The organism is Streptomyces sp. NPDC006733, from assembly GCF_040636125.1.
Classification (GTDB): Bacteria; Actinomycetota; Actinomycetes; order Streptomycetales; family Streptomycetaceae; genus Actinacidiphila.
In genome coordinates, this window is record NZ_JBEYJD010000041.1 from 43,746 (window position 1) to 56,273 (window position 12,528).

Here is a 12,528-nt window from a genome sequence, read left to right on the forward strand (position 1 = left end):
GCGCTCAGTCGTGGAGGGTGCGCAGCGCCGCGGCGACAGCGGCCTGCGCGGTGCGGGCGGTCAGGGAGACCCGCTCGTACAGGCCGCCGTCGTGGGGCAGACCCACCAGGCGCAGCGCGGCGACGGGAACGCCGGCGGCGGCGAGGGCGGCGGCATAGGCTTCGCCGTCGCCGCGGAAGGGGTCGTATTCGGCGGTGAGGATGTAGGCGGGGGGCAGGTCGTGCAGGTCGTCGGCGAGCAGCGGGGAGGCGTAGGGGCTGCGCCGGTCCTCGGGCCGGGGGACGTAGTCGGCGATCATGCGGTGCAGGTCCGCCCACTGCGCGGCGGTCAGCTCCAGCGCGTCGCGGTCCAGGTGGGCGAGCGTGAGGTCCAGTCCGGGCACTTCGAGGAGCTGCAGCGCCAGGGGGTGCCGGGCCCGGTCGCGGTTGACGTGGGTCAGCGCGGCCACGAGGTTGCCGCCGGCGGACTGCCCTGACAGCGCGACTCGGGCGGGGTCGACGCCCAGCGCGCCGGCCTCGCGCACGAGCCACTCCAGCGCGGCCCAGCCCTGTTCGAGCGCGGCCGGGTAGGGGTGTTCGGGGGCGAGCGCGTAGGAGATCGCTGCGACGACGATGTTCGCGGTGGCCGCCCGTGTCGCGCAGTGGGCGTCGACGCTGGGGTGGTGGATGCCGCCCTGGCGCCAGCCGCCGCCGAAGAAGTGCAGGCAGACCGGCAGGTGCAGGTCCGCGGTCGGCTCGCGCGGGTAGTACAGGCGCACGAGGACGTCCGGGTGGCCGGGCACCGGCACGAGGTGGTCGCGGGTCGGCAGTCGGGGGCCGGTGCGGCCCAGGTGCGGGAAGACCGCCTGCTCGTAGGCGAGGGCGCGCTCGCGCTGTTCTCGCGGGTCGTCCGCGACCGGCGGGGCGGGGATGCCCAGGGCGGTGAGGGCCGTGCGGAGGTGGGCGTCGAGGGGCATGGCGGGTTTCCGATCAGGAGGTGGTGGGCGTGGGGCGGGCGACCCGGCCGCGCAGGAAGTCGCTGACGCGGTCCTGCCAGGCCCGCGCGCGGGCGGAGGTCCGGGTGATGGAGGTGGAGCCGTGCAGGTGGCCGGGGGCGCGCCAGGTCGCGACGGGGACGCCGGCTGCGGCCAGGCGGGCGGCGTAGCGCTCCCCGGAGTCGCGCAGGGGGTCGAGTTCGGCGGTGAGGACCAGCGCGGGGGGCAGCCCGGTGAGGTCGGGGATCTCCGCGGGGGCGGTCCAGGCGGTGGTGGGGGCGGGGCCCAGGTACTGCGCGCGGACCGCGGTGAGGTCGCCGAAGTCGGACAGCGCGCTGAACTGCTGGTACGACGCGTCCTGGGTGATGTGCAGGCTGACCCCGGGGACCTCGAGCACCTGGTGGTCCAGGTGCAGGCCGCGGTCGCGGGCGTGGGCCGCGACGAGGCCGGCGAGGTTGCCGCCCGCGGAGATGCCGCCGACGCCGATGCGGTCGGGGGCGATCCCGAAGTCCGGGGCCGTCGCGACGAGCCAGGTCAGCGCGTCCAGGCAGTCCTCGAGTCCGGCCGGGAAGGGGTGCTCGGGGGCGAGCCGGTACTCCACGGCGAACAGGTCGGCGCCGCTGGCGACGCACCGGTGGCGCAGCAGGCGGTCGTTGACCACCTCGTGGACGCTGCCCAGGACGAAGCCGCCGCCGTGCAGGGACAGGTGGGCGAGGGGGGTGCGGTCCGCGTCGCCCGGTGGGCGGTAGTGCAGGACTGTGACGGCGCCGGTGCGGGTCGGCACGCGGTGGGCGGTGACCTGGCAGTGCGCGGGGCCGGGCAGCGTGAACCAGCGGGCGAGGGCGTCCGAGAGCTCCTGGGCGGCGTGGCGGCGCCGGGCCGGGTCGGCCGACTGCAGGCCGGGCAGCGCCTGGGCGATCTCCGCCAGGTCCACGAGCCAGTCCACGACCGCGGGCTCGCAGCCCGCGGCGCGGGCGAGCGGGGGGAGATGGTCCATCGAACTCCTGTCACAAGGCGGCGGCCCGGCACGTCGGGCCGCCGCATCGGGCGGGTCGGGCGGGGCGATCACGTCCCCGGGGGGCAGGGGGTCTGATCGGCTACGATGCTCGCGTGGGAGGCATGGGCGTGACGATCTATCAGGTGGCCGAGGCCGCCGGGGTGAGCATTTCCACGGTCTCGCTGGCGCTGAACCACCCGGCCCGGGTCAACCCCCAGACCCGCGAGCGGGTCATCCAGGTCGCGGGGGAACTGGGCTACCGGTCCGGCGCCGTGGCCTCGGAGCGGGCCCGCCGCAGCAGCGGCCGAATCGCGGTGATGGCGCCGTTCAGCAGCTACGAGTCGTATCGGACGCGGCTGGTGGGCATCCTCGACGGGTTGGCTCCGCACCACATCGAGGTCGTGGTCCACGACGCGCCGCCGGCCACCGAGCCCGCCTCTCCCCTGCTGGAGACGCTGCCGGTACGCGGCGATGTCGACGGTCTGCTGTTGATGGGCATTCCGCTCGGCGACGAGGGCGCCGACCGCCTGCACCGGTGGGGGCCGCCGACCGTGCTGGTCGACTCGGTCAGCGCCGCGTTCACCAGCGTCACCTTCGACGACGAGCAGGCCGGCTATCTGCTGGCCCGGCACCTGCTCGACCGGGGCCACCGGCGCCTGGCCTACCTGCACGAGCCCTACCATTCGCCGGTGCTGACCTCGGCCGGCCAGCTGCGGCTCAACGGCGTGGCCCGCGCGCTGGGCGAGACCGCGGGGGCCGAGCCCGCGATCGACGACGTCGCGCTGGCGGGCAACGACGTGGCCGCGGCGCGGGCGGGCGCCGCCGCCTTCGCCGGCCGCGCCGACCGGCCGAGCGCGGTCATCGCCCACCATGACCTGCTGGCGGCGGGCTTCCTCGCGGGGCTGCGCGCCGCCGGGACGCGCACGCCCGAGGAGGTGGCGGTCGCCGGCTTCGACGACGGGCCCCTCGCGGAGGTACTCGGCCTCACCACCGTCCGGCAGCCGTTCGCCGACTCCGGGCACCGCGCCGCCGAACTGCTGCTCTCCTTGATCCAGCATCCGCGGCAGACCCCGGTGCGCACGCTGCTCGCCCCGCAGCTGGTCGTCCGGGAGACCACCTGAGCGCGGACCGCTCCCCCGGCAGGGCGCCGTGGCGCGGGGCGCTTGCGCGGTAGGCCTGCGGCCCCCGTGCGGGGCGGGCGGCCGACGCGGCCGTCACCGTCACCGGGATCCTTCCCACAGCAGCCGCTCCGCGCGGGCCGGATCGTCGACCGGGCCGCTGGCGGTGTCGAAGTGCATCGTGGTCCGGCGGTCGGGGGTGTAGGGGTCCCAGCCCGGTCCGCGCCCGTGCGCGAAGGCGACCCACGCGTCGTGCATGGCGGTGGCCAGGTGCTGGGGCGGTTTGTCGCCCAGCAGGCCGACCATGGCGGGGAAGGCGGCCAGGTTGTCGTGGACGAAGGGCAGATCCAAGGTGTGGTCGGAGCCGCTGCCCGGCGGCAGGGCGGGGCTCTGCCAGGCGAACTCGTACGCGTGGTGGGCGCCTTGGTGGGCCTCCAGGACGCGCAGCGTGGGAATGCGGAAGGCCCAGTCGGTCCAGGCCGCCTGGACCAGTTCGGGCAGCTCCGCCGCGGGGCGTGACCCCTGGTAGACGGCCAGGTCCTGGGCGGTGAGTCCGAAGGCCTCCAGGGCCCGGCCGGCGAAGTGCTCGTTGAGGATCCCGAGGTGCGCGCGGAGCGCCATGAAGCCCACCGCCTCGTCACGGGTGGTCCCGGCCAGCACCTCGACGTCCGCGGAGGCGCCCGCGGCCAGGGCGGTCAGTACGTCCTGCGGCAGCGTCTCCTCGTCGATCACCGTCCGGAAGGGGCTGAGCAGGAAGGACTGCGGGCCCCAGCGGTCCACCTCGTTGAACTCCAGCAGGAACTGCAGCACCGCGTGCTGGGTGGCCTCGGGGTCCGCGCCGGCGAACCCCTCCGCGGTGGCGGGCACACCCAGGATCTCCGCCAGGCGGGCGGCCGCCTCCTGGGCCTGGGTGCGGGACACCGCCGTCATCGAGCAGCCGCTCTGGGAGACGGCCCGACGGAACAGGCCCCGCGCGGAGGGCATCGCCAGCAGGCTCAGGACGCTGACGGCGCCGGCGGACTGGCCGAAGATGGTGACATTGTCGCTGTCTCCGCCGAACGCGGCGATGTTGTCGCGCACCCACTCCAAGGCGGCCACCTGGTCGCGCAGCCCCAGGTTGGCGGGGCGGTCAGGGAGCGGGAGGAATCCGTCGACGTTCAGGCGGTAGTTGATCGCCACGTAGACGACTCCGTCGCGGGCGAAGGCGGACCCCTCGTGGGCCGGGGCGGATCCGGCGCCGGTCGCGTAGCCGCCGCCGTGGATCCACACCATGACCGGCAGTCCGCGCAGGGAGCGGCTCGGGTCCGGGGTCCACACGTCCAGGGTCAGGCAGTCCTCGCCCGTGGTGGCGGGGCCGAAGTGGTGGCCCAGGGGGTTGCCGGGGATGCTCGGCTGGGGGCAGCCGGGACCGGGGGTGGTGGCGTCCCGCACGCCCTGCCACGCGGACGGGGGCTGGGGCGCGGCGAAGCGCAGCGGGCCGCGGGGCGGGGCGGCATAGGGGATGGCCCGGAAGACCGCGCCCCCGTCGGTCAGCCGTCCTCGGATCCGTCCCGTTGCCAGCTGTGTCTCGACATCCATGGGTAGGTCCTCTCGCCGAACATGATAGCTAATGAAGATTAACTTAGGAGATTGCACGGCGGACCTGTCAAGGGGTGGCCGCATCCGAACCAACCACGCGGAGTACCCAGAGACGTGCCGCATCACGGTCTCGTGGCGGGCAGGGCGCCCATTGAGTGACGCCTCCCGCCAGTTCAACTAGTCGTGATTCACTACTGCGCGTTCGGCGCGTCGACCCACCGCGTATCGAAGTGCTTTACACAAACCTCTTGACGTCCCTGTGTCGGGACTGTTTCCTTCGGGAGACCTTCTCGCCTCCCGCAGGATTCCGGAGATGCGCATGCCCCTGCCGACCCGACGCCCCCGTCACCGCTGGATCCTCCCCAAGAGCCTCGCCGCGGGCCTGACCGCGGCCCTTGTCACCAGCGCCTGCAGCGCCGGCGGCACCGCCGCGCCGGGCACCGCGCACGCCACGCCCGCGGGGGTGGGCAACCTGCTGACCATGGCCTACCAGGCGGCCCCGGCCACCTTGGATCCCGCCAAGGTCGATCAGGCGTTCGCCGGTTTCGTCAGCCCCGCCTACGAGCCGCTGATCCGTCGCGCGTCCGACGGCTCGCTCCAGCCCGGCCTCGCGACGTCCTGGGCGTACGTGGGCACGGGCAACAAGACCTTCGAGCTGACCCTGCGCGACCACGTCACGTTCGCCGACGGAACCGCGCTGACCGCGCAGGGCGTCGTCCAGCACTTCCAGTACATCCAAAGGGCGGGCGGCACGGCGGCCGCCCTGCTGGCGGGTGCCGTCATCACCGCGCCCGGCGACCGCACCGTACGCCTCACCTTCGCCCTGCCCAACCCGGTCGCGCCCGACATCATGACGCAGGACTACGTCATCGGGGACGTCATCAGCCCCACGGCGCTCACCGCGCCCGCCGCCCTCGCCACGACGACATCGGGGGCGGGCCCCTACGCGCTCGACCCCGCGGCCACCGTCGCCGGCGACCACTACGCGTTCGTGGCCAACCCGCGGTACTGGAACAAGGCCCAGGTGCACTACAAGCGCATCGTCCTGCGGGTCATCGCCAACCCCAACACCGCGCTCAACGCGCTCAAGACCGGGCAGGTGGACGCGGCGGCCACCGACTTCTCGATCAGCTCGTCGGCGAAGACCGCCGGCCTGCAGATCGTGCAGACCCCCTTCGTCATCCAGGGCATCGCCCTCCTCGACCGGGACGGCAGCCTGCTCAAGCCCCTCGGGGACGTGCGGGTGCGGCGCGCGGTCAACTACGCGATCGACCGCGGCGCCATCAGCAAGGCCCTGCTGGGCGAGTACGGCGTGCCGACCACCCAGTTCACCGTCCCCGGCGGTGAGGGCTACGTCCGCGCCAACGCCACCGCCTACCCCTACGATCCCGCCAAGGCCCGCCAGTTGCTCGCCGAGGCCGGGTACCCCGACGGGTTCACCCTGCCGATGCTCTCCTCGCCCTTCGCCGGGATTGGGACCATGGCCCAGGCGCTGAGCGATCAGCTCGGCAAGGTCGGCATCCGTGTGAAGCTGCGCACGCTGACCAACCCGAACGCCTACGTGAGCGAACTCGCCGGCGGAAAGACCGCCTCCGCCGCGGTGGGCTACGGCTACCAGCCGACGTATCTGGAGGGGCTGGGGCTGTTCCTGCCCACCGCCCCGGTGTTCAACCCGCGCAAGAGCGCGTCCCCGCAGCTGACCGCCCTGTTCGGCAAACTCGCCGTCGCCGCGCAGGCGCAGCGGCCCGCCGCCGCCCAGGCCGTGCAGGCCTGGCTGGTCGACAACGCCTGGTTCGCGCCCGTGGCGGCCAGTCCCGTCTTCTACTACGCCCGACCCACCGTGGGCGGGGTGAAGGTGTCGCCGAACAGCCCCATGGCCAACCTCGCGGACTGGTACCCGGTCCGCTGACGCTCCCACCCATCCCCCTCACGCCCGGCCGGCGCGCGGCAGACGCCACCGACCGCACCGGAAGGAGGCCCCATGCGCCGCATCCTCCGATGGCTCCTCACCTCGGCCGTCCTGACCTTCACCGTCTCCGCGCTGACCTTCGTCCTGGTCTCGCTCACCCCCGGCGACGCCGCGCGCACCATCCTGGGCCGTGACGCCACCCCCGAGCAGTACCAGCAGCTGCGGGCTCAACTCGGCCTGAACGACCCGCTGGCCGTGCAGTACGGGCACTGGCTCGTGCACGCCGTCCACGGCGACCTCGGCACCGCCCTGTCGACCGGACAGCCGGTCCTTCTGACCTTGCAACAGCGCCTGGGCCCCTCCCTCAGCCTGATCCTCGGGGCCCTGGTCGTCTCCGCCCTGCTGGGCGTCGGCCTGGGCGTGCTGAGCGCCGTGCGCGGCGGGGCCGTGGGCCGCGCACTGGACCTGGTGTCCATGGTGGGCATGGCCCTGCCCGCGTTCTGGCTCGGCCTGGTCCTGGTCGCCGCCTTCGCGGTGGCGCTGCCGCTGCTGCCAGCCAGCGGCTACGTCCCCTTCGCCGACTCCCCCTGGCAGTGGGCCCGCTCCCTGGCCCTGCCGGTCCTGACCCTCGGCATCGGCGGCTGCGCGACGATCGCGAAACAGACCCGCGACGCCATGCTCGCCGAGCTGCGCCGCGACTACATCGTCCTGCTGCGGGCGCACGGGCTGCCGCAGCGCACCGTCGTGCTGCGGCACGCGCTGAAGAACGCCGCCATCCCCGTGGTGACCGTTCTGGGACTGCTGCTGGTGGGCCTGCTCAGCGGCACCGTGCTGGCCGAGACGGTGTACGTGGTGCCCGGCCTGGGCAGCACCGCCGTCCTGGCCACCCAGGCGCACGACCTCCCCCTCATCCAGGGCGTGGCGCTGTGCTTCACCGTCGTCGTGGTCCTCGTCAACCTGCTGGTCGAACTGCTCTACGGCTGGCTCGATCCCCGGAGCAGCCGATGACCCGCGCACCCTCACCGCCCGCCGCCCGGCCCGCACCGCCGGCCACCCCCTCCGTCACCCGCCGTCTGCTGCGCCGCCCGGCGGCCCTGATCGCCGTGGCCTTCCTGACCGCGGTGCTCACCGCGGTCGCGCTGGCACCGCTGGTGGCGCCGTACGATCCACTGGCGCAGGACCTGCAGCACATCCTGGCGCCGCCGCACCCGGCGCACCCGCTGGGCACCGACACCCTCGGACGGGACGTGCTCAGCCGCCTGCTGTACGGCGGCCGCAGCACCCTCACCGGCGTGGCCGAGGCCCTGGCGGTGCTGCTCGCGGTCGGCATCCCCGTGGGCGTGAGCTGCGGCTACGTCCAGGGCGCCTACGACACCTGTGTGATGCGCGTCGTCGAGGTCCTCCAGTCGGTCCCGGTCATCGTCCTGCTGCTGGTCGTCCTGTCGGTCTTCGCGGACAACGAGTCCGCGGCCATGATCACGCTCGGGCTGCTGGGATCCCCCGGCCTGATCCGCGTCCTGCGGGCCGGCACCCTGGTGCTGCGCGACGTGCTCTACGTCCGGGCCGCGCGCTCGACCGGGCTGACCGAACTCCAGCTGGTGCGCCAGCACATCCTGCCGCGCCTGGTGGGGCCGGTCATCATCCAAAGCTCCCTGTTCGCCTCCTCGGTGGTGCTCGCCGAGACCGGCCTGGGCTACCTCGGCTTCGGCATCCAGCCCCCCGCAGCGTCCTGGGGGAACATGGTCAGCGAGGCCGCCGGGGTGATCGACCGTCAGGCGTGGCTGCTGGTGCCCTCGGGCGTACTCATCGCGCTGCTGGTGCTCGCCCTGGGGGTGCTGGGCGACAGTATGCGTGACGCCTTCGCCGACGCGTGGGGCGGCGTGCCCGGCAGCCGCCCCACCGGCCGCCGGGGCCGCGGGGAGCCGGCGCCTGCCGCCCCGGCCGCTGCCGGTCGCGCCCCGGACCGGGACGCGCTGCTGTCGGTGCGCGGGCTGACCGTCGCCTTCCCCGCGGGCGGCCACCGCGTCACCGTCGTGCGCGGCGTCGACCTGGACGTCCGCCCCGGCCAGGTCATCGGCCTGGTGGGCGAGTCCGGGTGCGGCAAGACCGTCACCGCCATGGCCGTGCTCGGACTCCTGCGCGGCGGCGGGCACATCGTCGCCGGGCAGGTCCACTTCGCCGGCAAGGACCTGGCCCGCTCCAGCGAGGCGGAGCTGCGGGCCGTCCGCGGAGCGGGCATCGGACTGATCGCCCAGGACCCCGTCGGCAGTCTGGACCCCGCCTTCACCATCGGCGCCCAGCTCGCCGAGGTCATCCGGCTGCACGCCCGGTGTTCGCGGCGGCAGGCCCGGGCCCGCGCCGTCGACCTGCTGGAGCAGGTCCGGCTCCCGGAGCCCGCCGCCGTGGCCGGCCGCTACCCGCACCAGGTCTCCGGCGGCATGGCCCAACGCGTCGGCATCGCGCTGGCCCTGGCGGGCAGCCCGCGTCTGCTGATCGCCGACGAACCCACCACCGCCCTCGACGTCACCGTGCAGGCGGAGATCCTCGATCTGCTGCTCGCTCTGCGGGACTGCGAGGGCATGGCCCTGATCCTGGTCACCCACGACTGGGGCGTGCTGGCCGACGTCTGCGACGACGCGGTCGTCATGTACGCGGGCGAGATCGTCGAACACGCCCGGGTCGACGACCTCTTCGAGCGCCCCGCGCACCCCTACACCGCGGGCCTGCTCGCCGCCAACCCCGCCCTCAGGGGCCGCGGCGACCGCCTCGAGACCATCGCCGGCACCGTACCGCCGCCCGGCACCTGGCCCGCCGGCTGCCACTTCCAGGACCGCTGCCACTTGGTGCAGGACCCCTGCCGCACCGGCCCGGTGCCCCTCGAGATCCTGCCCGACGGCCGGAGCAGCCGATGCCTGCGGCACGACGAAGCCGCTCTAGTGGACAAGGTCAGCCCATGACACGCGCCCTCCCCGCCCCGCACCGTCCCCAGGCCGCCGTCGACCCGCCGCTCCTGCACGTCAGCGCACTGACCGTGACCTATCCCCAGGGCAGGCGCCGGCCGCCGTTGCGCGCGGTCGACACCGTCGACCTCCAGCTGGCCGCGGGCCGCACCCTGGGCGTGGTCGGGGAGTCAGGCTCCGGCAAGAGCACTCTCGGTGCCGCGATCCTCGGTCTCGTCGCCCCCCGTGAGGGCTCCGTGACCTTCCGCGGGCGGGACATCACCCACCTGGGCGGCGCGCAGCTCCGGGCGCTCGCCCCCGACCTGCAAGTGGTCTTCCAGGACCCCTACGGCTCCCTCAACCCCACCCGCACCATCGGTGCGACCCTCGCCGAGCCGCTGCGCCTGCACCGCAGATGGGATGCCGAGCGGGCCCGGGACCGGGTGGAGGACGTGCTGTCCCGGGTGGGCCTGCCGCCCGGCACGGCCCAGCGCTACCCCGCCCAGTTCTCCGGCGGCCAGCGCCAGCGCATCGCCATCGCCCGCGCCCTGACGATGGAACCCGCCCTCGTCGTCTGCGACGAGCCGGTCAGCGCTCTGGACCTGTCCGTCCAGGCCCAGGTCCTCAACCTGCTGGCCGACCTCCAGGCGGAGCTGGGCCTGGCCTACCTGTTCATCTCCCACGACCTGGCGGTCGTCCGGCACATCTGCGACGACGTGGTGGTCCTGTACCGCGGGCGCGTCGTGGAGTCGGGACCCGCCGCGCGGATCTACCAGCACCCCCAGCACCCGTACACCCGGGCGCTGGTGAACGCGGCGCCGCTGCCCGACCCGGCTGCCCAGCGCGCCCGCCGCCTCCAGCGGGCCGCACCGACACTGACACCGCCACCGCCGGGCGTCGGCCCCGCCGGGGCGGCGGGCTGCCCGTACGCACCGCGCTGCCCGCTCGTCCAACCGGCCTGTCTGACGGCCGTTCCCGCCCTGGCTCCGTCCGCCGCGGACAGGGAGCACTTGGTGGCCTGCGTGCGGCGGGACGAACCCAGCTGACGGGCGGTCGCGCACCGGCCGCGGCCCGTCGACCCGCTCAGCGGGCGGCGCGGCTGCCCGGGACCTTCCACCACAACAGCCAGGCACCCGTGCCGTAGAGCACCAGGTTGATCACCATCTCGCGGGGCACGTCGCTCAGGCCGGTCTCGGTCGCGCCGCCGAACATCGCGGGCACGACCACGTGCTTGACGACGGCGTACAGGCCCAGATCGAACACGACGAACACCGCCCAGCCCACCGCCGGATGCCAGCGGGGCCGGGGCACCGCGTTGATCAGTGAGAACACGCCGGTGATGGCCAGAACCGTGGGCAGCAGCCGCGAGGGCACCGTGTCGAGATAGTTCCACGGAAGGGAGGAGCCGATGATCCACAGCAGTGCCATGCAGCCGATGAAGCGCAGCACCACCGCCCCGAGGGGGCTGACGGCCGCCGGGGCCCCGACCGGGGACGCGGGGGCGGTCGGCTGGACGGGGAAACCCCCACCCGCAGGCGAGAAGTACGGCCCCGGCGCCCGGCCGCCGACGGACGGGGCGTGCGACGGCTGCGGCGGCAGCCACGCCCCGGCGGGCGCCGGCGTCACCCGGGCGGTCGGGGTCGGCACGGCCGTTCCGGTGCGGGCCAGCTCCTCCAGCGCGGACAATGTCCGCTCGGCGGCCGGCCGCCGGGCCGGGTCCTTCGTCAGCAGCGCGGCCAGCAGAGGCGCGAGCGCACCGGCACGGACCGCCGGGCGCGGTTCCTTGGTGACGACGGCGATGACGAGCGAGCTGAAGGTGTCCCCGTGGAACGCCGGTGCGCCCTCGACCGCGCTGTAGAGCGTCGCGCCCAGCGACCACAGGTCACCGGCCGGCGTCGGCGGGTGACCTTCCAGTTGCTCGGGGGCCATGAAGGACGGGGTGCCGATGACCGTACCGGTACGGGTCAGGGCCGTGGTCGCGTCGGCCAGGTGCGCGATCCCGAAATCGGTGATGATCACCCGGTCGCCCATCAGCAGGACATTGTCCGGCTTGAGGTCGCGGTGGACGATGCCGGCCTGGTGCGCCAGGTGGAGCGCCTTCACCAGTGCCGCCCCGATCTCGGCGACCCGCTGGACCGGCAGCGCGCCGCCCTGGGCGATCAGTGCTCCCAGCGACGTCCCGGTGACGAGTTCCATCACGATCACGGGCGCGCCCTCGTGCTCGACCACGTCGTGGACGGTGATGATCCCCGGATGGTTCAGCCGCGCGGCCGCGCGCGCCTCGCGCGCCACACGGTGCAGGAGGTGCTCGCGTTCACCGCTGGGCAATCCCGGCGGGAGCAGCACCTCCTTGACCGCCACGTCCCGCTCGAGCGCCTGGTCCCACCCCCGCCACACCCGGCCCATACCGCCTTGGCCGATCAGCTCGACAAGCTGGTACCGGCTCCCGATGAGTGCCCCGCTCACTGCGTCCACGGGACGTCACCCTAACGGGATGTCGCCCGGGGCGACGGCCCTTTCGATCAGTGGTGCCGACGCCGCGGGACCCGATGCCTGCGGCACCGGCGGTCGCTGCGCTCACCGTTGACAACCGGAGCGCGGCACAGGGTGCCGCCCCGGGTCGTCAGCCGCAGGGGCTGGCGCCCTGTCCTCGCACAGGTTTGTGGCCCACTCCCCCACCGGCCGAGGGCATCGACGGGTGACCGGGCGTGGTGCTGTGGCGCTTGCCGCCGGCGCCCGAGCGGCGTCACACGATTCGAGGGTGCGGCGTCGGCGCTACCCGTCCTCCTGGGTGTATGCGCAGGTCCGGACCGCGTCGAGGTGAAGTTCGAAGGGCCCGAAGCACTCCGCGGTGAGCGTGCCCGTTCGAGCTCCGCAGGGACTGGCGCGGTTCGGTCCTTGCATTCCGTCCGGCCCACAGCATCCGGCACCGTTCTCCCATCCGGGCAGCGACTGCGGCACGGACGCATCGGCAGGGTGCAGAACGACCGTGTTGCGAGCACCGTCCGAGATGA

At 74.1% G+C, this 12,528-nt stretch carries 9 protein-coding genes; 5 read left to right on the plus strand and 4 right to left on the minus strand.

Annotation, left to right across the window (positions count from 1 at the left end):
- Nucleotides 1–4: 4 nt before the first annotated feature.
- Both ABZ721_RS30735 and ABZ721_RS30740 read right to left on the minus strand, forming a co-directional pair.
- A complete protein-coding gene (locus ABZ721_RS30735; protein ID WP_358792029.1) occupies nt 5–955 on the minus strand; it encodes an alpha/beta hydrolase in 951 nt (316 codons plus the stop codon).
- Between the two features lie 13 nt (nt 956–968).
- Nucleotides 969–1,970: an alpha/beta hydrolase gene (locus tag ABZ721_RS30740; RefSeq protein ID WP_358792030.1), complete on the minus strand. Its 1,002-nt coding sequence runs from the start codon at nt 1,968–1,970 to the stop codon at nt 969–971.
- A gap of 128 nt (nt 1,971–2,098) precedes the next feature.
- Between ABZ721_RS30740 and ABZ721_RS30745 the strand changes: the two genes are divergently transcribed.
- Nucleotides 2,099–3,091 (plus strand): LacI family DNA-binding transcriptional regulator, encoded by a 993-nt coding sequence (locus ABZ721_RS30745; protein WP_358792031.1) that lies wholly within the window; start codon nt 2,099–2,101, stop codon nt 3,089–3,091.
- Nucleotides 3,092–3,190: 99 nt separating this feature from the next.
- Here the strand turns inward: ABZ721_RS30745 and ABZ721_RS30750 are convergent, their stop codons facing one another.
- On the minus strand, nt 3,191–4,666 hold the full coding sequence (locus tag ABZ721_RS30750; protein WP_358792032.1) for a carboxylesterase family protein: 1,476 nt from the start codon (nt 4,664–4,666) through the stop codon (nt 3,191–3,193).
- 319 nt (nt 4,667–4,985) lie between these two features.
- On the opposite strand from ABZ721_RS30750, the gene ABZ721_RS30755 reads away from it, so the two are divergent.
- The 4 genes from ABZ721_RS30755 to ABZ721_RS30770 all read left to right on the plus strand — a co-directional run bounded on the left by ABZ721_RS30755 (nt 4,986) and on the right by ABZ721_RS30770 (nt 10,560).
- A complete protein-coding gene (locus ABZ721_RS30755; RefSeq protein WP_358792033.1) occupies nt 4,986–6,575 on the plus strand; it encodes an ABC transporter substrate-binding protein in 1,590 nt (529 codons plus the stop codon).
- A gap of 72 nt (nt 6,576–6,647) precedes the next feature.
- Nucleotides 6,648–7,583, plus strand: coding sequence for an ABC transporter permease (locus ABZ721_RS30760; protein WP_358792034.1), 936 nt, complete (start codon nt 6,648–6,650; stop codon nt 7,581–7,583).
- Nucleotides 7,580–9,532, plus strand: coding sequence for a dipeptide/oligopeptide/nickel ABC transporter permease/ATP-binding protein (locus ABZ721_RS30765; protein ID WP_358792035.1), 1,953 nt, complete (start codon nt 7,580–7,582; stop codon nt 9,530–9,532). Before ABZ721_RS30760 ends, ABZ721_RS30765 begins: the two co-directional genes overlap by 4 nt.
- Entirely contained in the window at nt 9,529–10,560 is a 1,032-nt protein-coding gene (locus ABZ721_RS30770) for an oligopeptide/dipeptide ABC transporter ATP-binding protein (protein ID WP_358792036.1), read from the plus strand. Before ABZ721_RS30765 ends, ABZ721_RS30770 begins: the two co-directional genes overlap by 4 nt.
- A gap of 37 nt (nt 10,561–10,597) precedes the next feature.
- Here ABZ721_RS30770 and ABZ721_RS30775 read toward each other — a convergent pair whose 3' ends face one another.
- Nucleotides 10,598–11,989 carry a protein kinase gene (locus ABZ721_RS30775; RefSeq protein ID WP_358792037.1) on the minus strand — a complete coding sequence of 464 codons (1,392 nt, stop codon included), beginning with the start codon at nt 11,987–11,989 and terminating at the stop codon, nt 10,598–10,600.
- Nucleotides 11,990–12,528 lie beyond the last annotated feature (539 nt).